Source organism: Altibacter sp. HG106 (assembly GCF_028561755.1).
Classification (GTDB): Bacteria; Bacteroidota; Bacteroidia; order Flavobacteriales; family Flavobacteriaceae; genus DFVG01.
Map to the genome: position 1 here is coordinate 485631 of NZ_JAQQTD010000001.1, position 25943 is coordinate 511573.

The 25943-nt window shown below is 44.5% G+C and carries 22 protein-coding genes; 18 read left to right on the forward strand and 4 right to left on the reverse strand.

The genetic code is table 11. From position 1 onward, the window contains the following. Window positions 1-194: 194 nt before the first annotated feature. On the forward strand, window positions 195-566 hold the full coding sequence (locus tag PO830_RS02280) for a DoxX family protein (protein ID WP_272851911.1): 372 nt from the start codon (window positions 195-197) through the stop codon (window positions 564-566). A gap of 86 nt (window positions 567-652) precedes the next feature. Here PO830_RS02280 and holA read toward each other — a convergent pair whose 3' ends face one another. Further along, window positions 653-1660, reverse strand: coding sequence for a DNA polymerase III subunit delta (holA, locus tag PO830_RS02285; protein WP_272851912.1), 1008 nt, complete (start codon window positions 1658-1660; stop codon window positions 653-655). A 40-nt stretch (window positions 1661-1700) separates the two neighbouring features. Here holA and PO830_RS02290 point away from each other — a divergent pair, with 40 nt between their 5' ends. The 3 genes from PO830_RS02290 to PO830_RS02300 are packed head-to-tail and all read left to right on the forward strand — an operon-like array spanning window position 1701 to window position 5398. Next, window positions 1701-2150, forward strand: a complete 450-nt coding sequence (locus tag PO830_RS02290) for a type I restriction enzyme HsdR N-terminal domain-containing protein (protein WP_272851913.1) — start codon at window positions 1701-1703, stop codon at window positions 2148-2150. Further along, complete coding sequence (locus PO830_RS02295) at window positions 2147-4480, forward strand: alpha-L-rhamnosidase-related protein (protein ID WP_272851914.1); 2334 nt, start codon at window positions 2147-2149, stop codon at window positions 4478-4480. The genes PO830_RS02290 and PO830_RS02295 overlap by 4 nt, the downstream gene beginning before the upstream one ends. A gap of 18 nt (window positions 4481-4498) precedes the next feature. Continuing rightward, window positions 4499-5398 (forward strand): alpha/beta hydrolase, encoded by a 900-nt coding sequence (locus tag PO830_RS02300; RefSeq protein ID WP_272851915.1) that lies wholly within the window; start codon window positions 4499-4501, stop codon window positions 5396-5398. Between the two features lies 1 nt (window position 5399). On the opposite strand, the gene PO830_RS02305 is transcribed toward PO830_RS02300, so the two are convergent. Both PO830_RS02305 and PO830_RS02310 read right to left on the reverse strand, forming a co-directional pair. Then, complete coding sequence (locus tag PO830_RS02305; protein ID WP_272851916.1) at window positions 5400-6221, reverse strand: DUF6503 family protein; 822 nt, start codon at window positions 6219-6221, stop codon at window positions 5400-5402. Between the two features lie 8 nt (window positions 6222-6229). Further along, window positions 6230-7138: a T9SS type A sorting domain-containing protein gene (locus PO830_RS02310; RefSeq protein WP_272851917.1), complete on the reverse strand. Its 909-nt coding sequence runs from the start codon at window positions 7136-7138 to the stop codon at window positions 6230-6232. Window positions 7139-7193: 55 nt separating this feature from the next. Between PO830_RS02310 and PO830_RS02315 the strand changes: the two genes are divergently transcribed. From PO830_RS02315 to PO830_RS02380, 14 genes are all read left to right on the forward strand, one after another. Further along, window positions 7194-7997 (forward strand): TrmH family RNA methyltransferase, encoded by an 804-nt coding sequence (locus tag PO830_RS02315; RefSeq protein WP_272851918.1) that lies wholly within the window; start codon window positions 7194-7196, stop codon window positions 7995-7997. Next, on the forward strand, window positions 7994-9226 hold the full coding sequence (locus PO830_RS02320) for a M48 family metallopeptidase (protein WP_272851919.1): 1233 nt from the start codon (window positions 7994-7996) through the stop codon (window positions 9224-9226). The genes PO830_RS02315 and PO830_RS02320 overlap by 4 nt, the downstream gene beginning before the upstream one ends. Window positions 9227-9264: 38 nt before the next feature. Beyond that, the gene (locus PO830_RS02325) at window positions 9265-11007 is read left to right on the forward strand and encodes a mechanosensitive ion channel family protein (RefSeq protein ID WP_272851920.1); all 1743 of its coding nucleotides are present in this window, start codon (window positions 9265-9267) and stop codon (window positions 11005-11007) included. 103 nt (window positions 11008-11110) lie between these two features. After that, window positions 11111-13315, forward strand: a complete 2205-nt coding sequence (locus PO830_RS02330) for a RelA/SpoT family protein (RefSeq protein ID WP_272851921.1) — start codon at window positions 11111-11113, stop codon at window positions 13313-13315. Window positions 13316-13336: 21 nt separating this feature from the next. Beyond that, window positions 13337-13792, forward strand: a complete 456-nt coding sequence (locus PO830_RS02335) for a Fur family transcriptional regulator (protein WP_272851922.1) — start codon at window positions 13337-13339, stop codon at window positions 13790-13792. A 3-nt stretch (window positions 13793-13795) separates the two neighbouring features. Next, window positions 13796-15067 (forward strand): adenylosuccinate synthase, encoded by a 1272-nt coding sequence (locus tag PO830_RS02340; protein WP_272851923.1) that lies wholly within the window; start codon window positions 13796-13798, stop codon window positions 15065-15067. A gap of 53 nt (window positions 15068-15120) precedes the next feature. After that, window positions 15121-16890 carry an OstA-like protein gene (locus PO830_RS02345; protein WP_272851924.1) on the forward strand — a complete coding sequence of 590 codons (1770 nt, stop codon included), beginning with the start codon at window positions 15121-15123 and terminating at the stop codon, window positions 16888-16890. Beyond that, window positions 16887-18077 (forward strand): aspartate aminotransferase family protein, encoded by a 1191-nt coding sequence (locus PO830_RS02350; RefSeq protein WP_272851925.1) that lies wholly within the window; start codon window positions 16887-16889, stop codon window positions 18075-18077. Before PO830_RS02345 ends, PO830_RS02350 begins: the two co-directional genes overlap by 4 nt. 135 nt (window positions 18078-18212) lie before the next feature. Then, window positions 18213-19613, forward strand: a complete 1401-nt coding sequence (locus PO830_RS02355) for a tetratricopeptide repeat protein (protein ID WP_272851926.1) — start codon at window positions 18213-18215, stop codon at window positions 19611-19613. 36 nt (window positions 19614-19649) lie between these two features. Further along, window positions 19650-20633 (forward strand): DUF368 domain-containing protein, encoded by a 984-nt coding sequence (locus PO830_RS02360; protein ID WP_272851927.1) that lies wholly within the window; start codon window positions 19650-19652, stop codon window positions 20631-20633. Then, a complete protein-coding gene (locus tag PO830_RS02365; protein WP_272851928.1) occupies window positions 20620-21648 on the forward strand; it encodes a DUF368 domain-containing protein in 1029 nt (342 codons plus the stop codon). Before PO830_RS02360 ends, PO830_RS02365 begins: the two co-directional genes overlap by 14 nt. Further along, complete coding sequence (locus PO830_RS02370) at window positions 21641-22381, forward strand: shikimate dehydrogenase family protein (RefSeq protein ID WP_272851929.1); 741 nt, start codon at window positions 21641-21643, stop codon at window positions 22379-22381. The genes PO830_RS02365 and PO830_RS02370 overlap by 8 nt, the downstream gene beginning before the upstream one ends. A gap of 87 nt (window positions 22382-22468) precedes the next feature. Then, complete coding sequence (locus PO830_RS02375; RefSeq protein ID WP_272851930.1) at window positions 22469-24523, forward strand: DUF349 domain-containing protein; 2055 nt, start codon at window positions 22469-22471, stop codon at window positions 24521-24523. Beyond that, window positions 24478-25155, forward strand: coding sequence for a class I SAM-dependent methyltransferase (locus tag PO830_RS02380; protein ID WP_272851931.1), 678 nt, complete (start codon window positions 24478-24480; stop codon window positions 25153-25155). Before PO830_RS02375 ends, PO830_RS02380 begins: the two co-directional genes overlap by 46 nt. On the opposite strand, the gene mazG is transcribed toward PO830_RS02380, so the two are convergent. Beyond that, window positions 25152-25937 (reverse strand): nucleoside triphosphate pyrophosphohydrolase, encoded by a 786-nt coding sequence (gene mazG / locus PO830_RS02385; protein WP_272851932.1) that lies wholly within the window; start codon window positions 25935-25937, stop codon window positions 25152-25154. The two genes, PO830_RS02380 and mazG, sit on opposite strands and share 4 nt — an antisense overlap. Window positions 25938-25943 lie beyond the last annotated feature (6 nt).

The window sequence follows — 25943 nt, forward strand, 5'->3', positions numbered from 1 at the left end:
TTTCAATGGTGACTAAATTACTTCGGAAGCGGCTTGAGCAGTTTAGTGGAATGTTAAGGTAGCGTGAAAAAACTGTTGCTGAAATTTCAGAAAAGGAAGGAAATGACAAGTTGATGTAAATTAAAAGTTACGTCGATTTGATACTTGTAATTCTTTACTTACATTTAAAACTTCAAACCAACACATTTACATTCATGACTGCCACCTATCACATCGGGTTATTTATTTTACGCGTTGCTTTTTCCGGAATGATGCTAACGCACGGAATTCCGAAGCTTTTAAAATTGATTCAGGGAAATCTGGAATTTGGCGACCCAATAGGGTTGGGAAGCACGGTTTCTCTAATACTCACCGTGATTGGCGAAGCCATCTGCCCCATGTTGATCATTCTTGGCTTTAAAACAAGACTGGCTGCGATCCCTACCATTATTACCATGGCGGTGGCTGCTTTTGTGGTGCATGGAAATGATCCCTTCGGAAGAAAAGAATTGGCCCTTGTTTACTTTTTTGCTTTTTTAGTGATTGCTTTGACCGGCGCTGGAAGATATTCGGTGGATCGAAGATAATGGCAAAACGGATTCGGCAGCCACTTCTGTGAGTTGAAATGTTTCGGATAAAAACCGAGCGGCCTTCTACTTCAACTGAAGTAAGCTTATCGAAAAATCTTTACCAATAATTCTTTTAATAGATCGCCCTGAGATACATTGGCGGCACCCACCCCTTTTCCTTTCAGGTCGGCTTCGCGAATGGCTTCAATGGCCTTACTCGCCTTTTTCATGGAAAAGTTGCGTGCCGCGATTTGGTAATCTTTGACGAAATACGGACTCACACCCAGTGCTCTTGCCGCGCTCGATTTATCAGAAAGCGCGTGATATTTTAGAATTTTACTGAAAAAACTATACAGCAACGCCACCGTCATGACCATTGGATGATTCTTGGAGTTTTGCCCGAAATATTGTACAATCGCAAAGGCTTTCTTCATGTCGCGTTCCCCAATGGCATTTTGCAGTTCAAAATTATTGAAATCCTTACTTATTCCGATGTTCTCTTGAATAAGTTGCGGCGTTATTTGTCCGCCTGGCCCCATAATTAGCTGTAATTTTTCTAATTCGTTGTTGATTTTGCCCAGATCGTTTCCTAAAAATTCAACCAGCATCTGCGAGGACTTGGGCGTAATGGTATACCCTCTTCCGGCTAAGACCCTGCGGATCCAATCGGGCACCTTGTCGTCGTATAACTTTTTACTCTCAAACAGCACACCTCCATATTTTTTGAGGTTTTTAGACAATTTCTTTCGTGCATCAAGTTTTTTGTACTTGTAGCAGATTACCAAAACGGTTGATGTTTGTGGTGTTTCCGCATAGGGCGCTAAATTTTCAATCGTACGAGAAAGATCCTGCGCTTCCTTAACGATCACTACTTGTCGCTCGGCCATCATCGGGTAGCGTTTCGCCTGACTCAAAATATCGTCAATGCTTACATCTCTTCCGTAGAGCACCATTTGGTTGAATTCACGCTCGGTTTCATTCAGAATATTTCCTTCGATAAAAGAAGAAATCCCATCAATATAATACGGTTCCTCCCCCATTAAAAAGTAGATCGGTGCGATCTTTCCGGCTTGAATGTTGTTGATGATCTGCTTAACCTCGTCTAACGCCACATGGTTTTATTTAGTAGATTTGATACTCATAATCCGGTCTATGCAATCGCTTTCATTTCCGAACTACTCCTTCCGCCTCAAAAATAAAGAAAACAAAACGTTGATCTTTGATGTGATACGGAAAAAATTTATGGTCTTGACGCCTGAAGAATGGGTGCGGCAGCATGTAGTACAATTTCTTCTGAAAGAGCAGGAAATTCCTTTATCACACATCAATGTCGAAAAGCAACTAACGGTCCATCAAACCACGAAGCGATATGACGTTGTCGTCTTCAATAAGGACGGAAGCATTTACCTGATCGTGGAGTGTAAAGCCCCACACATCGCTATCTCGCAAGACACCTTCGACCAAATTGCTCGCTATAACCTAGTGACACAAGCTACCTATTTGATGGTTACCAACGGGATGGCCCATTATTTTTGCCAATTAGATTATGAGAATGAACGGTACATTTTTTTAGAAAACCTTCCTAAACGATCCTCAAAATGAAAGTTTTTAATCTGCCCATTCTACTTGCCTTTCTCGGTCTATTGGGTTGCCAAGATCAAAAGCCATCCACAAACACTTCGACACTACGAACACTATTGGATGGCAGCCCCTCCATCAAGGGAACACAACAATACCTATCATCGCCCTTTGTAACAGCAGGAAATCGCGTTTATATGGTAGGGCATCAAGACGGTAGTTTTCCTGATCTTGGATGGCACATCAAAGGAGAAATGGGTGGTATTTGGAACCACCCTATCAAATTGATGGATGGTTTTGAGGCGCGAATGCTTACCGAAAAAGACACCGTTGCACTCGAAAGCGCACAACAATTTACGAATTACCCTTTTGCCAATAGTTTGAAATATGCTGAACACAATGGTCTCGATATCACCCGAACGCACTTCGTGCCTGATGATGTGGAAGGGATCTTAATTCAATATGAATTCAACAACACCGAAGACGTAACAAAAGAGTTTCAATTTGAATTTACAGGGCAGACCGATCTACGCCCCACTTGGTTAGGCAAGCGAACCGAAATGATTGATGCTGCCGATAGTTTACAGTATATTGCTGCCTTGAATGCTTGGCAAGCGAAAGACGCAAGCAATCCTTGGTTTGTGATCTTTGGTACCGAACGCACACCTGAAACACACACCCACCTTCCCAATACGCAAACCGGGAAAGGGGCATCCGGAGTAACCACCTATAAACTTTCCCTGCCACCGAAAAGCAGCGAAGTCCTTACCGTTACCATCGCCGGCTCTTATCAGTCTTCGGAAGCAGCCATTTCTTCCTTTGAGACCCTTCAACAGCAATGGCAGTCCTTGTTCGAAACAAAAAAACAACGCTACCAAGACTTGGCCGCTCAAACCAAGTTGACCACACCAGACACGCTATTAAATAAGGCATTCGAATGGTTAAAATATAACAACGACTGGCTCGTACGAACGGTTCCGGAGATCGGTTCGGGCATTGGGGCCGGACTCCCGGACTACCCGTGGTGGTTTGGTGTGGACAGTGAATACGCACTGCAAGGCTATATGGTACTGGGACAAACTGAAGCTGTTTACAATACCATTGCAGTAATAGACAGCATGTCGCGCGTTACAAACGGCAACGGTCGTATCATTCATGAAATGTCTACCAATGGGGCGGTTTTCAATCCCGGAAACATCAATGAAACTCCGCAGTTCGCCTCCTTAATATGGCAAGTTTTTCAGTGGAACGGAGATCTCGAATTCTTGCGGAAGTATTTTCCAACCATTGAAAGCGGACTGGATTGGTTGCTTGCGGAAAACGATGCCGACGGGAATCTGTTGCCGGATGGTTTTGGTATGATGGAGATCCACGGAATGGATAGCGAGATGATCGATGTGGCCAGTTACACACAAAAGGCCTTTGCCGATGCCGCTAAAATGGCGGTGATCTTGGAAAAACCTGAATTGGCCGAACGCTATACCGACATAGCAGCCCAGTTGAAGCAAAAGATCAATACCGATTTTTGGTCGGAAGCCTTTCAAAGCTATGCGGATTTCATCGGAACCGACACTCAAGCCCTGCAACTTATTGAGGATGCTATGGTGCGTGCCGATAGCTTGAACAAACCATGGGCAGTAGCAGAATTACAGCAGACGAAGCAGGAAATTATTGCGCACCCTTCTGCCACGCCAAGACCCTTTGTTGTACACCATAACTGGGTGGTAAACACTCCTATGGAAGTAGGAATTGCCACACCCGAACAAGCCACAAAAGCCTTACAAACAGCAGCCAAGTACACCAACCCTTTTGGGGTATTTGTCACCGGTATAGATCGCGATGAGAATGCTGCCTCAGAAGAAGGGTCTTTTCAAGGCGGAAAGGTGTTTACGTATACCGGCGCAGTGATGACCTTACCCACCGGCGTTCAAGCCATTGCGAACAATCAGTATGGGCAACCCGACCAAGCCTTGGGATATGTAAAGAATATTATACGCAGCTTCAGTTTTGCACTTCCGGGAAGTATCTACGAAGTATCCCCAGACTACGGAATGTTCACGCAAGCTTGGAATGCTTACGGTATTGCGGTGCCTGTCGTCACGCAGTTCTTCGGAATACAACCCACAGCGCATCAAAAAGAGATTATGGTACAACCACAACTTCCGAGTACCTGGAAGAAGGTTTCTCTAGAAAATGTTCGGGTAGGCAATAACAAGATCTCCTTGTATTTTGAAAATAATGATGATACCAAAACCTGGCATCTTCAGCAAAAAAAACCGATTGGAACCTGGCGTTTCAATTCAGCAAAAAAACACATTCCATTCCTAAGATCGAATCAGGAAACGGAAAGCTAACAGAAAATACCGACTATTATGTTATTAAAACGTCTTCGAAAGAACTGGTGGTTTCTTTTACATCGCGCTAAGATCCTTGGCTTTATAATGACGAGCTTGACGATACTTGCGTGTACTTCCCCTGAAACTCAGCCAACAAAAGGAAAGGTTGTACAAGGGGAGCTTTCCACCAAAAAACTATCCAATGATGTCGCTTATCAGGTGTATCTTCCGCCTAACTATGACAGCCTTACCACAAAGTTGCCCATACTTTATCTCTTACATGGCCATGGTGGAGATCACCAAGATTGGTTTCAAGAGGAAGAAGGTGATGTTGCGCGCTTGTTAGACTCCTTGATCCAGAATGAAATCATTCCCCCACTGATCGCAACCACCATCGACGCCGGAAACTCTTGGTATGTAAATAGAGACGAGATACAGATGGAAGATTTTTATCTTTCAGAATTCATGCCCTTCCTTGAAACAGCATATCGCATTGACACCAATCAACGTATTATCGCCGGAAATTCGGCCGGTGGATACGGGGCGTTACGCTTTTCATTACGGCAACCACAAACCTTTCAACAGGTCATTTTATTGAGTCCGGCCTCCTACGAACCGCTGCCTCCGGCCATTAGTTCGTCTCGAAAGGTAAAAGCCTTTGCCAAAGACAGTATTTTCAGCGACTCCATATGGAGCGATTATTCGTATACGCATCGATGGCAAAACGCACAGCGCAATGATGATCCTCCTTTCTATTTTTTGTCGGTGGGAGATGATGATGTTTTTAACATTGTTCCGGTGGTCACCCGGTTACAGCAGCAGATGCTTCAGGACAGCATCCCGAATGAATTGAGGATAAGCGATGGAGGTCACGATTGGAAGTGTTGGAAACACCATACGGTAGCTGCGCTTACTCAAATTTTTAATACCCCCTAACCTAGTTACGCGTCACTATTTCAGCTCCTTCCGGTTTTTTGAAAACGGAAGCCTCCAAAGGTGTTTGTGTGATCGAGATATTCTTAAAGACGAGGTCGTTCCGCTCACTTGTAGGCTGATTATTTTCCACTTCGTACCAGGTAAGTTTTTCCGGCAGTAAGAGCCCGTTTACCGCTTTCCAACGGTCGTATTTTATATAATGCCAATCTGAACTTTGCTCGCCAGAGCGATAGGTCACGGTATACCCTAGCCATTGCATGGTATGGTCCTCCGGGTGGGTGTACAATTTGTATTCGTCTTCGGGAGAGACACCGGTACCCGCCTTATAACTAATTTTAGTAACATCGTAGGTGGTTCCCGCTAAGGTTTCCTGCGGAAGGGTTTCGTAAACAATCCCGGGATCGGCCAGTACATAAGGCATGGCGTAAAAGTAGAACATTAAATTGTAATAAAAATGAGCATTTCCGGGATACGCATCTTCCTTATTTTCTAACAGCCATACCGAGTTGCCGTCGTAGCCCATTGACCAATGTTCGTGTTCGATTTTTGTAAGGCGATTCGGCAATGACACCGTGTGAATCTCGACACCCGATCGCCCTCTAAATTCAAAACATAGGTTTTGCATGGCGTTCCAGTTTGCCCTTCCACCGTGGGCCTCAAGCACCTCCTGCATTAAGGCCGGGAGCGCCTCCGATGGGTGGGTTACTTCGGAAACTTCCAATGCTTTCATTTCGGAAGGATTGGTTTGTTTAGAAGTGTCGTTACAGCTAAGGAACAATGTTGCCACGACCATCAATGACAGTGTTTGCAGTTGCTTTTTCATAGGCATGTCTATTGTTTAATAAATCGAATGGTTTTTGAGACACCTTCTTTCTGAAGCTTCAGAAAATATATTCCCGAAGCCAATCCGGTCACCGACATCGTTGGTCGGTTTCCCACCAAGGTACTTACAACAACTGTTTTTCCTGCTACGTTGTGCACCGCAGCCTGAACTTCCGAAGTATTTTCTGAAAATTGAAAACGCAATTCAGATGCCACGATTGTTGCCTCCAAGCTGGCGGCATCGAAAAATGCATCATTAATACCAAAACTTCCATCGGTGCTGATTTCGAAGGTAAATACTTCATAATAACACTGGCGTTCCAGATTATTCATACGCCCGTAAATAGTTTGTGGATTACTTTCATTGGCAAATGCCTCTGGAGTTGTGATGACATTTTCCTCATTGTCGGCATCCTCTTGGCTACGGTAATAGTCAAATAAAAACAAAAAGCGATCCTGACTCCCAAGTACGGTGCTTTCGTTAGCAGTTAGGTCAAAGATCGCCTCACCATCACCATCACCTTCAATAATTTCAAGATTTTCCGGGGCATTCTCGACCACGGGGATCAAGGGTACAATAATTTGAAAGGAAACCACTTCCCAACCTTGTCCGTTCGTGCTTTGGAGTCGGGCGAAAATCAATTGCGGATTGGCCGTATTGGTAAAATTTTCAGGATTGGGAAAGGCGTTATTATTTCCAAGCGCATCTCCCGAGGTGGGGTGATAGCTTACCACCACATTCGATTGCCCGTTGATGATTTGCGTTTCGGTTTCGGTGAGATCAAAAACTTCCGTTTGATCGCCGGGGTTATTTACATCACATTCAATAAGGTCGTCTGGAATTCCCGCTACTACCTGGGCTTGAAGGAGGGTTGTCATTCCGAAGAAATAGAAAAAAAGAAGTAATTTTTGAAGCATTGTAATTCGTTTTTTTCAAAAGTAGCGTTTATAATTTTCAAAGTATCTTTGTGTTATGCCAAAATTTCTTAGCAGTCTCCAAAATCCGCTGGTAAAAAAGTACCGCCTACTTCAGGAGAAATCGAAAGAACGCCGCCAACAAGAGTTGTTTCCCATAGAGGGGCAACGGGAAATTGAATTGGCCCTCGGCAATGGGTATCGCTTACACACTTTGTTTGTTCAGCCCGAAATTGTGGCCGAAGAATGGCTGCGCCAAATGCAGGCATCAATAGCTTCCGAAGCCATCATTCATGTAAGTACCGAGGTCTATGAAAAACTTGCATACAGAGGTTCTACCGAAGGCGTTTTGGCATTGGCACATCAAAAAAAACACAGCCTAGACGAACTTAGCTTCACGCGTAAGAACCCACTATTACTGGTGGCTGAAGCACCCGAAAAGCCCGGAAATATTGGCGCCTTGTTGCGTACTGCAGATGCAGCAGATCTAGATGGTATTATCATCGCCAACCCCAAAACCGACCTATACAACCCAAATATCATTCGCAGCAGCGTGGGTTGTTTGTTTACCCGTTCTGTCGCCGCGGCAACGACGACAGAAATCATTGCCTGGCTGACTAAAAATAATATTGCCATCTATGCCGCTACCTTACAAGACGCGGTTCCGTATCATACGCTGGACTACCAGAGCGCTACTGCAATCGTTGTGGGTACTGAGGCCTACGGACTTACCGAGGCCTGGAGGATGGCAAGCAAAAAGAACATTATGATACCCATGCAAGGAGATATTGATTCTATGAACGTCTCGGTAGCAGCGGGAATTCTTATCTTTGAGGCCAAACGACAACGCAATTTTGAATGAGCCCCGAAGTCCTTTTCTACATCTTAATTGGAATTATAATTCTCAACTTTATTTGGGATACTGCACTCGGACTCCTCAATGCAAACCATTTTGACGATCCCGTACCGGAGGAATTACAAGGGGTATTTGAAGAAGGCGAATACCAAAAATCGCAACGGTATAAAAAGGCGTCTTTTCGATTCGGACTCCTAAGCAGTTCGTTTTCGTTGGTGGTGACGCTCGCGTTCTTTTTTTTGGAAGGCTTTGCCTGGGTAGATGCCATCGCGCGTTCGGTCACTAGCCACCCTGTTTGGGTGGGATTGCTGTTCTTCGGAATTATCATGTTTGCTTCCGACCTGTTATCGACGCCATTTTCATACTATAGAACCTTCGTGATCGAGGAACAATTTGGGTTCAACAAAACCACGCCGAAACTCTTTTTTATAGACAAACTCAAAGGATGGTTATTACTAGGAATAGTAGGCGGTGGCGTGCTGGCCGCATTGATACTGTTTTACGAATGGGTAGGTGCTTCTTTTTGGTGGTACGCCTGGGGGTTGATTACCCTCATTAGCCTCTTAATGAACCTCTTCTATGCGCGATTAATTGTGCCACTTTTCAACAAACAAACGCCGCTGGAGGAAGGTTCGCTACGCACTCAAATTGAAGCCTATGCGCAGCAAGTTGGATTCGATCTAAAGAACATTTTCGTGATCGATGGTTCTAAGCGAAGTACTAAAGCGAACGCCTACTTCTCCGGCTTTGGGAGTCAGAAACGAATCACGCTCTACGATACCTTGATTAACGATTTGGAAGATTCAGAAATTGTGGCTGTCCTGGCGCACGAAGTAGGACACTATAAAAAAAGGCATATTATAACCAATCTCATCGCAGCAACCCTGAGTACCGGGATTACCTTGTGGTTGTTATCGTTGCTTATCGGAAACCCACTGTTATCCGAAGCCTTGTCGGTTGCAGAACCCTCATTTCACATAGGATTGATCGCTTTTACGGTTTTGTTCACACCTATTTCTGAAATCACCGGACTTTTCATGAACATGATCTCGCGGGCCTTCGAATATCAAGCCGATCGATACGCCGAAACAACTTTTGCAGCGGCTCCCTTGATCAATGCCCTCAAAAAACTATCCAAACACAGTTTGAGTAATTTAACACCACATCCTGCCTACGTATTCTTCTACTACTCCCATCCTACCCTCCTTCAACGTGTTCAGCATTTGAAACGCTAAGGCACGAACTTCCTAAAGGAATTGCGTATTTTAGTAGGATGAAATATTTCGCAACGCTCCTTTTTCTCTTCATTATTAGTAGCGCCCCCATCCCGATGTGCGCACAGGTAAAAGATTCTATTTCTAAAGAAATGGGGCTTCCCTCAAAAGATAGCGTGGTAAATAAGAATGATGAATTCTACACCAACCCGCTAAGTGATTACAATGAAGCCTACTACGTGGTCAACCGACTGAACGATCAAATTGGCCTCCCTCCTACGAGCTTTAACCTTCGTACCCCACAGGCTACCTTAGAACATTTTGTGCTGAGCGCCCGCAACAACGATTTTCAGGACGCCATCCACGCCATGAACTTCAATTTAATGCCTAAAACGCTTACCGAGGAAGATGCGATCACCCTGGCGAAGAAACTGTACTTTGTTATTAATCAGCGAACCAATATCAATTGGGATGGCGTGTCCGATCGACCCGACGGACAAGTAGACATTAGCACCACCACCAATCAAGCCATCGCCGGAAAGCCCAGAAGAAGCGTGGTTTTTGGCGAAGTAGCATTGGGAGATCGCGACATTGTGTTTCGGGTGCAACGGGTGCGCTACAAAGACTACGGTGCGTTATGGTTAATTTCTGCCAATACGGTTGACAATATTGAACCCTTATACCAGGAATACGGGCCGCGTAAATTAGATCTGATGATGCCCGATTGGGCGCGGATCACTTTTTTAGGAATACCGGTCTGGAAGGTGGCAGGAACCCTCATTCTGTTATTGTTGGCGTATTTCTTCGGAAGAGTGCTAACCTATTTGTTCCGAAAGCTTTTTCATCGTTCCAAAAAAATCTGGATCAACCATATTGCCAACAAACTGGCACGACCTGCGGGACTTCTTTTCGGAACCTTATTCTTTTATGTCACCTTAGATCAGTTGATCTCACTCTCGGGGGGGCTGGCGAATATTGTCTATACCAGCCTTATCGTTTTGATGATTGGATCAGTGACCTGGTTTGTCACCAGTTTTGTCGATTATCTAATGACCTACATCGCCGAAAACAAGATTGGGGATGTTTCCGAAGAAGAAAACGAAGAAGCCCGAAAGATGCTCACTTATATTTCGGTCGCGAGACGTGTGGTGACCTTTGCCATCGTGGTCATTGGAGGCTATATCATCATTTCACAGTTCAGAGCCCTGGAAAAAGTAGGGATATCGCTGCTCGCCTCGGCCGGAGTGGTTACTGTAATTCTGGGTATTGCTGCGCAAAATACCCTGGGTAATATCTTCGCCGGACTCCAAATTGCGATAACACGTCCACTTCGGGTGGGCGACACCGTCATTATCAAGGATGAATGGGGTCATGTGGAAGAAATTGGCTTTACGTACCTCGTGGTGCGAACCTGGGATTTACGCCGACTCGTAATTCCGTTAAAGTGGGTGATTTCGAACATCTTTGAAAATTGGTCGATGACCAGTTCCCATCAAATTAGACCCATCGTCATTCATGCCGATTACCGTCTAGACGTTCCGAAGGTGCGTCAAAAATTTGAAGAACTTTTAGAAGCTTCGGAAGAATGGGATCGTGAGAGTCCGCCTGTCCTTCAAGTAGTAGATACCAGCGATAAATCCATTCAACTAAGAGCCTTGTGCAGTGCTAAAGATGTGAATGCAGCATGGAATTTGCACTGCGAACTTCGGGAAGCTCTGGTGGCGTACATTTGCGAGCTGGAAGAAGGTACCTATCTCACACGAGAACGAATCGATTTGCAATCGGCTTCCGAAGCAAAATAAGGAATAAAAGTGATATAGTTGTCAAGGATTTAGCGGAAGAAAATTGCTCTTTGGGAACGTAAAATAAATTGGTCAATTAAACGGGAAATTGTACTTTTAATCTATGACGGAAGCTGCTTTAGAAGAAGAAAAAAAACAACTTGCGAAAGAGTATAAAGAACTCTTACGCATCAGCTATCGATTGCTTACTGATGAGGATAAAAAACTCATTAGAAGTGCTTTCGACGTTGCCGTCGACGCCCATAAAGACCAGCGTCGTAAATCTGGGGAGGCCTATATTTTCCACCCTTTGGCAGTGGCTAAGATCGTCGCTTCTGAAATTGGTTTGGATGCTACCTCAATTGCCGCAGCGCTACTACATGATGTCGTGGAAGACACGGTGTATACACTGGCCGATATCGAGCAAATGTTTGGCGAAACGGTAGCCCGCATCGTCGATGGGCTTACCAAGATTTCGAACATGCCCTACGATGGAGACGTTTCGCTTCAGGCAGAGAATTTCCGAAAAATGTTGCTCACCCTCAATGAAGATATTCGGGTGATCATCATAAAGATCGCCGATCGCCTTCACAATATGCAAACTATGGATTCCATGCCGTCGCATAAGCAGGTTAAAATTGCTTCGGAAACACTGTACATCTACGCTCCCTTAGCACACCGAATTGGCCTTTACAATATTAAGACAGAACTGGAGGATCTTGGACTCAAATACACCGAACCCGAAGTCTACGACGATATTCTTAGCAAGATCAAAGAAAGCAAGGAAGAGCAAGACGCGTATATCAAAGCCTTTACTAATATCATTCAGGAGTCCTTAGATCAAGAGCACCTGAACTATCAAATCAAAGGACGTCCAAAATCCATTTTCTCTATTCGGAAAAAAATGATGGCGCAAAATGTGAGCTTTGATGAGGTGTACGACAAGTTCGCCATCCGCATCATCTACAAAAGTGACGCCGCCAATGAAAAGTTTCTCGCCTGGAAAATCTATTCGATCGTAACCGATCATTTTAGGCCCAACCCCTTGCGTCTGCGTGATTGGATCTCTTCGCCTAAATCTACCGGCTATGAAGCCTTGCACATTACCGTAATGGGACCCAAGGGGCGTTGGGTAGAGGTTCAAATTCGAAGCGAACGCATGCATGAGATCGCAGAAAAAGGATACGCGGCCCACTATAAATACAAAAATAAAGGCGCGGATGATGGCGGACTCGAAGACTGGCTGAACAAGCTTCAGGATACCTTAGAAAATTCGGAGATTAGTGCCGTCGACTTTGTGAAAGAGTTCAAATTGAACCTCTATTCCAAGGAGATCTTTGTGTTCTCACCCAAGGGCGATTTGTATTCCCTTCCGAAGCATGCCACCGCCTTAGATTTTGCGTTTCAGGTACATACCGAAATCGGGCTCCGAACCCGTGGCACTAAAGTGAACGGAAAGCTGGTTCCGCTTAGCCATGAACTAACAAGCGGCGATCAGGTGGAAGTGCTTACTTCCGAAAAGGCCAAACCTTCCGCCAACTGGTTAGATTATGTCACCACAGGTAGGGCGCGGTCTAAGATAAAGTCGTCTCTCAAAGAAGAGCAAAAACAAATAGCCGAAGAAGGCAAAGAGATTCTCGCGCGAAAGCTCAAATCTCTCAAGATCACGCTAGACGAAAAAACGGTGAACCAACTGGTGGTGTACTTTAAGCTCAAAACCAGTCTGGACCTGTTCTATCGTGTGGGCGCCGGGATTATCGATAATCCAAAATTGAAAGATTTTGCCTCCTCCAGAAGCAATGCCTTCGTCAATTTCTTTAAAAACAGAATTCGCAGACCCAACGATCCTGAAGAAATTAATAAAGAAGAATTCACAGAAAAATACGATCAACTAGTCTTCGGAAAAGAGGAAGAAAAGCTGGATTACAAGATGTCACATTGCTGCAACCCCATACCCGGGGATGATGTGTTTGGTTTTGTGACGGTCAATGACGGGATCAAAGTACACAAGCAAAACTGCCCGAATGCGCTGCAGTTGCAAAGCAATTACAGCTACCGCATCATGAAAGCGAAATGGATCGATTCTACCAAGGAAGAATTTAAAGCGCAACTCATCATTACAGGAATAGACCACATGGGATTGGTAAACGAGGTGACCAAAGTAGTGTCTAACAATTTACATATTGATATGCGCGGCGTGCATTTTGATAGTGATGACGGTGTCTTTACAGGAAAAATCACAGTCGTCGTCAAAAACAAGTCGATTTTGAACGATCTGGTGAATCGAATCAAAAAAATAAACGGAATAGATAAAGTTACGCGCGCATAATTCGCTAAATTTGCCCAACGTATGAGTTCTAAGACCGACATGAATAACCAGGCGATCGTAAAGAATGTATTTACGGGCTATCTGGAAGAAAAAGGGCATCGTAAAACACCCGAGCGATTTGCGATTTTACAGGAAATTTACGATCAGGACGACCATTTCGATATCGAATCTTTGTACCTCGATATGAAAAACAAGAATTATCGAGTGAGTCGGGCCACACTCTACAACACCATAGAGTTGTTGTTGGAATGCGGACTCGTACGCAAGCATCAATTCGGAGAAAAGCAGGCGCAATACGAGAAGTCGTATTTCGATCGCCAACACGACCACGTAATCCTTCAAAACGGAGAAGTGATCGAGTTCTGCGATCCCAGAATTCAAAGTATTAAAAAAACCATCGAAGAGGTTTTCGATATTGAGATCACCAACCATTCGCTGTATTTCTACGGAAATCGAAAATCTTCCAATTCAAATTAAATTATGGCTGTAGACCTACTGTTAGGCCTTCAATGGGGCGACGAAGGAAAAGGTAAAATCGTTGACGTTCTAACCAAGAATTATAATATAATCGCACGCTTTCAGGGAGGCCCCAATGCCGGGCACACCCTCGAATTCGATGGAATTAAACACGTGTTACACACCATACCCAGTGGTATCTTCCATCCCGATGCCATCAATTTGGTAGGAAATGGCGTGGTGATCGATCCGGTGATTTTCAAGAAAGAACTAGATAACCTTCAGCCGTTCAACATCGACATCAAAAAGAAACTGCTTATTTCGCGAAAAGCGCATCTTATTTTACCAACCCATCGCTTGCTTGACGCTGCTTCCGAAGCTTCTAAAGGGAAGGCTAAAATTGGAAGTACGCTGAAAGGTATTGGCCCTACTTACATGGATAAAACCGGTAGGAACGGGATCCGAGTGGGCGATATAGAAATGGACGGATGGCGCGATAAATATCGTTCGTTAGCAAATAAGCACGAAGCCATGATCGATTTCTACAATGTAGATATTCAATATGATTTGGCCGAGTTGGAAGCACAGTTCTTTGACGCCATTGAAACCTTACAGGAACTTACCTTTATTGACAGCGAGGAGTATCTATATCAGGCGCAACGTGACGGAAAAACGATACTCGCGGAAGGCGCTCAAGGTTCTTTACTAGACATTGACTTTGGAACTTATCCTTTTGTAACCTCTTCAAATACTACGGCTGCCGGAGCGTGTACCGGACTGGGAGTGGCTCCGGGAAAAATTCAGGAGGTGTTCGGAATCTTTAAAGCCTATACCACCCGTGTAGGAAGCGGCCCCTTTCCTACCGAATTGTTCGACGAATACGGTGCTACCATGGGGAAAGTAGGAAACGAATTTGGTGCGACCACCGGTAGACCTAGACGTTGTGGCTGGTTAGATCTTGTAGCCTTAAAATATGCCGTACGCGTAAACGGCGTGACCCAATTGATGATGATGAAAGGCGACGTGTTAAGCGGTTTCGATAAGCTGAAAGTTTGCACAGCCTACAATTACAAAGGCGAGAAGATCAAACACCTTCCGTATAATATCGAAGCAGAGAATGTTACTCCGGTCTACACTGAAATGCCCGGTTGGAAAGAAGATTTAACGAAAATGACCAGCGTTGATCAATTTCCGAAGGAATTGAACGATTATATCGCGTTCTTAGAGAAAGAACTGGAAACTCCTATCAAGATCGTTTCGGTAGGACCCGACAGAACCCAGACCATTCATCGATAAGGAAACAATAGCCTTCGATGAAAGGCGTTATCTAGAATACGGTGCTGAATGCTATGAAATATATGTTGCTGAGTGTTTTCTTCCTTTTCGGAATGAAAACATCTGTGGCACAGGTTCAAGATACTATTTCAACCACCAAAGTTTCGGTACAATCGGGTTACCTCGAAAAAAAGCCCGAATTTCCCAACGCTATTATCTATACGAAAGACACATCGGGACAAGTATATATTGTCCATGAAGGCGTGGAAATGTGGTGTGATCAGGCCTATGTCTATCTCAATGATAATTTTGTAAAAGCCTACGGAAACGTTCGCTTAACGCAGGGCGACACCGTGACCATGCGTAGTAAATACGGGGAGTACAACGGAAACACTTCTTTTGCCTTTGCCAGTGGCGACGTAGTGCTTACGGAACCCAAAACAACCCTTCGAACCGACACCCTTTACTTTGATCGGGTAAAACAACAAGCTTACTACCGCACCGGCGGTACCGTTCGCGATACGGCAAGCACCCTTACCAGCAGGATTGGCCGCTATTATGCGGAAAGTAAGAAGTATCAGTTCTTGTCGAAGGTCAAAATCGTCAATCCGAAGTACACCGTCAATTCAGAGCAATTAGATTTTTACTCAGAAACGGGAGGCGCGTACTTATACGGTGAGTCTACTATAGTGAGCGAAACCAGCACGGTCTATTGTGAACGAGGGTATTACGATACGCGAGGCGATACGGGATATTTCGTTAAAAATTCCAGGGTCGATTATGACAACAGAACGCTCTATGGCGATAGTATCTATTTCGATCGGAATAAGAGTTTCGCTTCCGCTACCAATAACATCAAAGTATTAGACACGCTAAACAAAAGTATTATTCGGGGGCATTATGCCGAAGTATTCCGCGAGAAAGATTCGGTATTTATCACCAAAAGGGCGGTGGCGGTAACGCTTCGGGACAACGACTCTATTTACATACATGCCGACACCTTGCAAGTAACCGGGAAACCCGAACGGCGGATCATTAAAGGCTTCTACCGGGCGCGCATGTTTAAACCCGGACTTCCTTCCGAAGCACCCACCAGTGGAAAATGTGATTCGATCTACGTAGATCAGGAAGCTGGCATTACCAAACTATTGCGTGATCCGGTACTATGGAATGGCGAGAACCAAATGACCGGAGATACCATACACATTCTTTCCAATAAAAAGACCGAAAAGTTAGATACCTTGAAGGTCTTTAACAATGCGTTCTTGATTCAAATAGATAGTAGTGGCTACAATCAGGTAAAAGGAGAGCGACTCATCGGGCTGTTCACCAATAACCAATTAGACACCGTTAATATTATTAAGAATACGGAAGCCATTTACTTCTTTAGGGATGATGAAGGGGAGCTCGTAGGGATCGACAACACCACCTCCAGTAGCATACAGATGTATCTGGAAAATCAGCAAATTACCGGAATTCGCTTCGTGAAAAAAGTACCGGGTAAGATATACCCTCCTTCTGAATTTCCAAACAATGCCCGTATCCTTCCTGGTTTCAATTGGCGCGGTGAAGAACGTTTGTTTACCGTGGCCGATCTATTTCAAGGGAAACCGAAGCCTGTACTTCCTAAAATTCGAGGTATTCCACTGCCTGAGGACGAAGGAGCTTTCTTCGAAGATGTTCCTGAAGAGGAGCTATTGCTTCCTGAAATTTCCAAATTAAAACCGGAAGATTTGCAGAATCGGGAAGACGACCCAAAACCGATGACGCGACCGAAATTGGATTCGACACAACAAAAACGACCCCCGGATCCAAGGCAACTGACTCCAAAGAAAGACCAATGAAAAAGGATTTCTTTACGTATCAAGCGCAAACCACGCCGCATCCTTTGGCGATGGAAGTATCGCATGCCAAAGGAAGTTACATTTACGATACCGACGGAACCGCGCACCTTGACTTCGTAGCAGGCGTTTCTGCTTGTCCGCTAGGCCATGCACATCCTGCAATCATCCAAGCGGTGAATGAGCAAATGGCGAAGTACGCTCACGTCATGGTGTATGGAGAATACATTCAGCAGCCTTCTGTACAATTAGCGAAACGCCTGGCCGAAGTGCTGCCCGAACCCTTGTCGGCTACCTATTTAGTAAACAGCGGAACAGAAGCCATTGAAGGAGCGCTCAAGCTTGCAAGACGTGTGACTGGTCGTAGTGAATTATTATACGCAGAAAAAGCATACCACGGGAATACCTTTGGATCGCTAAGTGTGATGGGATATGAAGCTCGAAAGACGCCGTTTGCTCCCCTACTTCCCGATTGTCATGCCATTCGGTTTAACAGCGAGAAGGCGCTAGCACGCATTACCACGAAAACCGCAGCCGTGATCTTAGAGACCATTCAGGGAGGGGCCGGATTCATCATGCCTGCGAATTCGTTTCTGCAAAAGATCAAAGCGCGCTGCGAAGAAACCGGAACCCTCCTTATTCTGGATGAAATCCAACCCGGCTTCGGAAGAACGGGTACCCTATTTGGCTTTCAGCACTTCGACGTAGTGCCTGATATTTTGGTTATGGGCAAAGGAATGGGCGGCGGACTCCCCATTGGTGCCTTTACCGCTTCAGAAGCGCATATGGCCCTCTTGAAAGACAATCCGAAACTAGGACATATTACCACCTTTGGCGGAAATGCCGTCATTTCGGCAGCGGCACTAGCCACTCTCAACACCTTGGTGGAAGGGAATCTCATTCCGAAGACGCTAGAAAAAGAACGACTATTCCGCGAACATCTGCAACACCCGCTCATTGAGGAGATTCGTGGGAAAGGCATGATGCTCGCTCTGATCATGAAATCTGACGCCATTGCCAATGAGGTAATCTTACGCTGCAAAGCTTGTGGATTGATCTTATTTTGGTTGTTATTTGAACCCAAAGCCGTACGAATTACGCCCCCCTTAACACTTTCCGAAGAAGAGCTACTGAAAGGATGCGCCATAATTACAGAGGTGCTTGACAGTATCCAGAAAGAGAAGCGATAACTACAACCCCTTATTTAACAGTCGTTTACAGCCATGTTTAGTGTTGATAAGGCTGTTAACAACAAAAAGGGCATGACTCTTGAACTTGTTTTTACATTAGTATCTTTAATTAGAAAGTAACGTTAACACTTGCGTATGCAATTAAGCCCTAACGAGCATAACAACTTTTCTCTTTCCCGGTTTGAATCCATGTTAAAGACTAATAATGTGTATTTCTTCGACTCTGAAGAGTTCGAGAATATCATTCAGTATTACTTGGAGAACGGGAAAATCGCCTTGGCCAAAAAAGCCACGAAGCTAGGTTTGGAACAGCATCCAACAGCGACGAACTTAAAGCTTTTTCAGGTTGAGATGCATATTTTTGAAAATGAACTAGATACTGCGGAAGCCCTGCTAGATGACCTCTACGTCTTGGAGCGCTTTAACGATGAAGTCTATATTCAGAAGGCCAACATCTATTCCCGTAGGGATGAACATTCCAAAGCCATCCAACTCCTGGAACAGGCTTTAGAAATTACCAGCGACGAAGCCGATGTGCTTTCCTTGATCGGCATGGAATATCTATTCCTCGAAGACTTCGAAAATGCGAAGTACTATTTCATGAAATGTTTAGAGCAAGACGAATCTGATTATTCGGCGCTCTACAATATTGTTTACTGCTTTGATTATCTGGAAGAGCACGAAGCGGCCATTGATTACCTCAACGATTTCTTAAATAAGAACCCGTATTGCGAAGTCGCCTGGCATCAGGTCGGAAAGCAATATTACACGCTAAAAGACTACCAGAAAGCGCTGGCTGCCTATGATTTTGCGATTATTAGTGATGACCAGTTTATTGGCGCCTATCTTGAAAAAGGAAAGGTGTTGGAACGTCTTAAACGCTATGAAGACGCCATTGAAAGCTACAGTATCACCTTGGGCTTAGATGATCCTACGTCTTTTGCACTACTGCGCATTGGAAAATGTTACGAGAAGCTTGGGAAAGATGAACTTGCCCTTCAGTTTTACACCAAATGTGTGGAAGAGGATGCCTTACTCGACAAAGGTTGGATTGCGATTACCGATTATTACTTCCGAAAGAAAAATTATCAGAAAGCCCTCTATTACATAGACAAAGCCATTCATATTGATAGTGAAAATGTGTTGTATTGGAAACGCTACGCTAAGATCAACAATCATTTGAACCTTTATGAAGAGGCCGAGCAGGGATACCGTAGAGCCCTTGAATTAGGAAATTACGAGCAGGATACCTGGTTAACACGTTGTGATATATTGATCCATTTAGGAGAATTTAAAGCAGCGATCACAAATCTCTTTCAGGCGATCGAATTCTATTCGGAAAGCGCAGAAATTGAATATAGACTCGCAGGCTTGTTCTTTGCTACGAACGAAGAACGAAAAGGAATTTTCCACTTGCGTAATGCCCTGAAATACGACGCCGAATACATCATAGTACTGGAAGAACTTTTTCCGTCTGTTTATGAAAATGCGCGGGTACAGGAAATTATCGCGCAACACAAAAACCCTTCTGTTTAAAATATGTACTTTTGAGCATAGCAACCATCGCACCCTATGCCCAAACGTTCCCTACTTCAGTTAATAGTTGTCACTGCTAAAGGTCTCGCTATGGGCGCCGCCGATGTGGTTCCGGGTGTTTCTGGAGGTACCATCGCCTTTATTTCAGGGATCTACGAAGAACTCATTGAGACCCTTCATAAATTAGACCTCGGTTTTTTTAAGATCTGGAAACATCACAGCTTTAAAACAGCATGGCGCGCCTATAACTTACCCTTCTTAACGGCCCTGTTTTCTGGAGTACTCATAAGTATTCTATCGCTAGCCAAGCTAATTTCCTGGCTGCTCACACACCACCCTATTTTGGTTTGGTCGTTCTTCTTCGGCCTTATCATAGCGAGTATCGTGTATGTGGGCAAACAAGTGAACCAATGGAACATCCTTACCGGTTTGGCGCTTTTGGTGGCTGTGGTGGTATCATATCTCATTACCATTTCAGAGCCTATGGGTTCTCCCTCTAGCATGTGGTTTTTATTCGTTGCAGGGTTTATCGCGATCATTGCAATGATACTTCCCGGGATTTCCGGCAGCTTTATCCTATTGCTTTTAGGAGCCTATACCGGCGTTATTGGCACCTTGAGTAATTTACTTGAAGGAGCCTTTAACGGTAATTGGAGCCTATTTGCGGATGCCGCGTTACGACTTGCTATTTTCGCTCTGGGCGCGGTCGTGGGACTTAAAGTCTTTTCTCGCGTCTTGAATTGGATGTTTTTACATCATAAAAACCTAATTCTCGCCATACTTACCGGCTTTATGGTAGGTGCCTTAAACAAAATTTGGCCTTGGAAAGAAGTGCTTCAATATCGCATGAATCACAATGGAGAAGAGGTGCCTTTCTTAGAAAAAAGCATCTGGCCAACACAGTATCCCGATGACCCGCAATTGTTAGCTGCGGTTGCCCTCATGATCGTTGGGTTTTTTAGTATTTTCCTTCTGGAGCGCTTAGCGGTTCAAAAGCCATCCGACTATGATACAGCATGAACCGAGAACATTTAGTGATAAGGTTTGGCTAGTGATCAAGGGGCTTTCTATGGGAGCAGCCAACAAGGTTCCCGGAGTTTCAGGTGGGATGGTAGCCTTTGTAGCCGGCTTTTATGAGGAATTCATTTACTCGCTTCAAAAGATTAACACCAAGGCCTTTGCCTTACTCTTCAACGGTCGATTTCGAAGTTTCTTTCGCTACATCAACGGTCGGTTTCTGGGATTGCTCATCTTAGGAATGGTAATTAGTTATTTCAGCGTTTCGAAAATTCTGGATTATTTGATCGTGCATTTTGAACTGTGGGTTTGGAGCGCCTTCTTCGGAATGATTATCGGCTCTATTTATTATGTCGCTAAAGATTTTGGAGCGTGGAACAGAAAATATCTTGGCTATCTGCTCTTAGGGGTGATCGCTGGGGTTAGTATTAGCTTCTTAGAACCCGCCAAACAAAACAGTAATCTTTGGTTTGTTTTTTTCTGCGGAATCATTGGCGTGTCGGGAATGACCCTCCCGGGCTTGTCGGGCTCGTTTATACTAATCTTGTTGGGCAATTATGTGTTGTTATTAGTAGACGCGGTAAATGCGCTGTTCGACACCATTACCGATATCCTTCGGTGGAGTTTCGACTTCGTTAGCGATCCCGTTCGCTTAGAATTACTCCAGGTGCTGGCCGTGTTCTCTCTTGGGTCGGTGGTTGGACTTGTATCGCTCTCTCATGTGCTGGCCTATGTACTCAAGCATTTTAAAAAGGCCACGTATGCTGTCATTATTGGCTTTATTACAGGATCGCTTGGGGTTGTTTGGCCTTGGAAAACAAAATTGCTTCAGCGCGACCCCAACGGATCGGTCATGTACGACGCCAACGGAATGGAGATTATTAGTGGCTACAATCGCTATTGGCCTTCAGAATTTTCGCTCGACAATGTTCTAGCGGTTTTCTTTATTTTTGTGGGAATAGGACTGGTATTAAGTCTAGACCTGTACTACAAAAAGAAATCGCGTCCCCATGGCTAAATACGGATTGGTAGGAAAGAACATCGACTATTCTTTTTCCAAACAGTTCTTTACCGAAAAATTCAAAGAAGAGCGTCGTAAAGATTCCTACGAGAATTTCGATTTGGCCTGCATTGAGCTACTTCCCGAAATCATTAACGACCTACGCGGATTAAAGGGGCTGAACGTGACCATTCCGTATAAAGAAACAGTCATTCCCTTACTCGACCGGGTGGATGAGGAAGCTATGAAAATTGGGGCTGTGAACACCATCAAAGTGCTAAAGAACGGCAAGCTATCGGGCTACAATACCGATCATTATGGTTTTGCTCAGGCACTCATCCCATTTTTGCCCATTAAAGATAAAACCGCGTTGATTTTGGGAACGGGTGGTGCTTCTAAGGCCATAGCCTATGTACTGGACACGCTTAATTTTTCGTATCAACGCGTTACCAGAGCCCCTTCAAAGTCGCTCCTAACCTATCAGGACCTCAGTGAGTATGTGATGAAAAACCATTTCCTCATCATCAATTGCACCCCGCTAGGAACCTATCCTGATATCACTGCCTGTCCTAAAATACCCTATCACTTTATCTCCAAAGACCACGTTTTATTCGATTTGATCTACAATCCGCCACAAACCGAATTTCTCAAACGAGGGTATGCGCAGGGAGCTCGTATTTCAAATGGACGTGTGATGTTAGAACAACAAGCCCTCAAAGCCTTATCTATCTGGCGTTCAAAAGGAGTTTGAAGCCTTCAAAATAAAACGGTACGCTTTGCCGTTTGGGTTACAAATAGTATATTACCCCATTGTTGACGAACCGTAACATTGAAAAAAATGTCTGAAAAAGAATTGCCCGAAAAAGAAAACGAAAAAACGCCTTCAAACGATCCACAAGCGTCCGCTTCCGAAGCTACCCCCAAGCATTTAAAGGAGGAGGATAACGCGTCCGGAACAGCCGCTACAGATACTCCTTCCGAAGAAGCTACCTTAGAAAATGCCATGGTGGAAGAAGCTACTGAACACCAGGAGAAGGAACCACCAACCGCCGAAAAGAAAAACCCGGAAGCGACCACCGATGCCGATCTTGATGAGGAGGATACCGGTGCGGAAGACGAAGAAGAAATTGCCTCATCAGACGATGATGAGGAAGATGACGATCAGGAAGAAGATTCGGTAGATTATCACGATCTATCCAAAAAAGAGCTGATCGCAGCCTTCAAAAAACTGCTGAATGACAAACCCGTTCAGGCCATCAAAAATGATGTGGACGAGATTCGATCTGAGTTCAATGCCCAGTTTGATGAAGAAGTAGCCGCCAAAAAAGAAGAATTCTTGGCAGAAGGCGGAAACATTATCGACTTCTATTACACCACTCCCCTTAAAAAAGAATTTAATTCGCTCTATTTCGATTACAAAGAAAAACGAAACAAATACTATAAGAATCTCAAACGGGATCTCCATGCCAATCTCGAAAAGCGAAATGAACTTATCGAAGAACTAAAAGGCTTGTTAGGAACGGAAGAAAACATCAATACCACCTACAAGCATTTTAAAGACATTCAGGAGCGCTGGCATACCGCCGGTCCTATTCCGCGTGATAAGTACAACCTAACATGGAACACCTATCATCACCATGTAGAAAACTTCTACGATTTCCTACACCTTAATCGAGAGTTTCGCGATTTAGATTTTAAACACAATCTCGATCAAAAGCTTAAGTTGATAGGCCGAGCCGAAGAACTTTCGCAACAAAAAGATGTAAAAAAGGCCTTCCGAGAATTACAAATGCTCCACAAGATGTGGAAAGAAGAAGTAGGTCCTGTGGCGAAGGAGTATCGCGATGAAGTTTGGGATAAATTCAGCGCAGCGACCAAAGTAATACACGACAAACGTCAATCGCTTATTGAAGAGGAAGAAAAAGCCTATGAGCAAAACTACCTCATCAAAGAAGAGATCATTAAAAAAATTGAGGCGCAGAAAAAGCTGGAAAATCCTAGCCATCAAAAATGGCAAAAGGCGATCAAGGAAGTTCAGGCGCTGCGCGACGCCTATTTTGCGGCTGGACGGGTTCCCAGAGCTAAGAATAAAGAAATATGGAAACGTTTCAAGGAAGCAACGCGACAATTTAACCGCGCGAAGAATTCGTACTACAAAGAGCAGAAAAAAGCGCAGTTCGAGAATCTGGAGAAGAAGAAAGAACTAGTAGCTATTGCGGAAGCCAATAAAGACAGTGATGATTTTGATACGGTGACGCCGCTTATGAAGAAAATTCAGAGTGACTGGAAAAAAATCGGGCACGTACCGCGGAAGCATAGCGACAGTATTTGGAAAGCTTTTAAGTCGGCTTGCAACCACTATTTCGACCGCTTACACGCCAAGAAAAATGAAGCCAGCGCTGAAGAAAACGAAAATCTAGAAAAGAAAGAAGCCTTGCTCGAGAAGGTTTCTAATTTAGAACTAAGCGGGTCTCATGAAGATGATCTGAGTACCATTAAGGAAATGATTTCCACTTGGAAAGACATTGGTCGTGTTCCTTACAAAAAACGAAATATCGACCGAAAGTTTAACAAGGTATTAGACGGGCTCTTCAAAAAATTAGATGTAAGCAAGAAAGATTCGGAACTCATTCGCTTTGACAACAAGGTGAACGCAATGGTTTCACAAGAAGACGAGCGCAAATTAAAGAACGAGCATTTCTTTATCTCCAAAAAGATCAAGGAGGTTCAGGATGAAATTCGACAATTAGAAAACAATCTCGGCTTTTTTCAGCATGTAGACGACGACAATCCTTTGGTGCGTGAAGTACATAAAAACATCGCAAAGCACAAAGAACAATTAGAAGTGTGGAAGGCCAAGTTGAAAAAAATAAAGAAGATCCGAAGCGAGTAGGTCCGCCCTGCCTCCTCTGCCGGGCAACGACCACACAGCTGTTTTTTGAGTCCAAATACCATCGGTTCTTCGAATGCCTGCAGTGCGGGAGTCCGTTTCGAGATCCGGCGACCTTCTTAGCACCCGAGGCAGAAAAAGCCCGTTACTTAGAACACAATAACGATACGGCAGACCCACATTATCAAGCGTTTGCCAAGCCCGTAGTAGACGTTATCCTCGATCGCTTTCCCACTACTGCCAAACTGCTAGACTTTGGATCAGGTACAGGTCCGGTGGTGGCAAAATTGCTTACGGATAAGGGCTATTCGGTTTCCTGCTACGATCCCTTCTTCGCCCCCAATGCGCAACTGTTGAATGACACCTACGACGGTATTATTTGTTGTGAAGTGATTGAACATTTTCATCAACCGCTTCAAGAGTTTCAAAACTTATATAAGCTACTAAAACCAGGAGGATCGCTTATTTGTAAAACCGATTTAGACGTGGACACAACCCATTTTAAGATCTGGTACTACAAAGACGATCCTACGCATGTCATCTTTTACAAAAAAGAAAATTTAGAATGGATAGCGGCGCATACGCCTTTTTCTGAAGTAACTATCGACGGGCGTATCGTGGTATTTGAGCGTTAAGGTAGTTTTTTAGCGGCTTCCCAGTGGATGTCCATCTCAGATAAACTCATGTCTTTAAGAGAAATCCCTTTCTTTTGCGCTTGTTGCTCTAAATACTGAAACCGTTTGATAAATTTCTTATTCGTACGTTCCAAGGCATTTTCTGGATCGACGTTCAAAAAGCGCGCGTAATTAATCATAGAGAACAATACATCTCCAAACTCTTGCTCTATTGCATCGGTATTTGCTTCGGAAACTTCGTGCTGTAATTCTTCCAGTTCCTCCTTTAGTTTCTCAAACACTTGTTGCGGCTCTTCCCAGTCGAATCCCACTCCCGCCACCTTATCTTGAATTCTATTGGCCTTCACCAATGCCGGAAGGGACTGAGGCACCCCTTCGAGGACACTTTTCTTTCCCTCTTTGAGTTTCAGCGCTTCCCAATTCTTTTTGACCTCCTCTTCGTCGGCCACTTCTACATCGCCGTAGATGTGAGGGTGTCGCGTAATCAGTTTGTCACAAATACCATTAGCGACATCGGCCATGTCGAAATCATTTGTCTCACTCCCTATTTTTGCGTAGAAGACAATATGTAGGAGCAGGTCCCCTAGCTCTTTTTTTACTTCTTCCAGATCGTTTTCGAGTATGGCATCACCTAATTCGTAGGTTTCTTCGATGGTTAGATGCCGTAGCGATTCCATCGTTTGCTTTCGATCCCATGGGCATTGCTCACGCAACTCGTCCATGATGGTCAACAACCGATCGAATGCTGCTAATTGGTCTTTTCTGGAAGGGGGTGTTCCCACGATCTT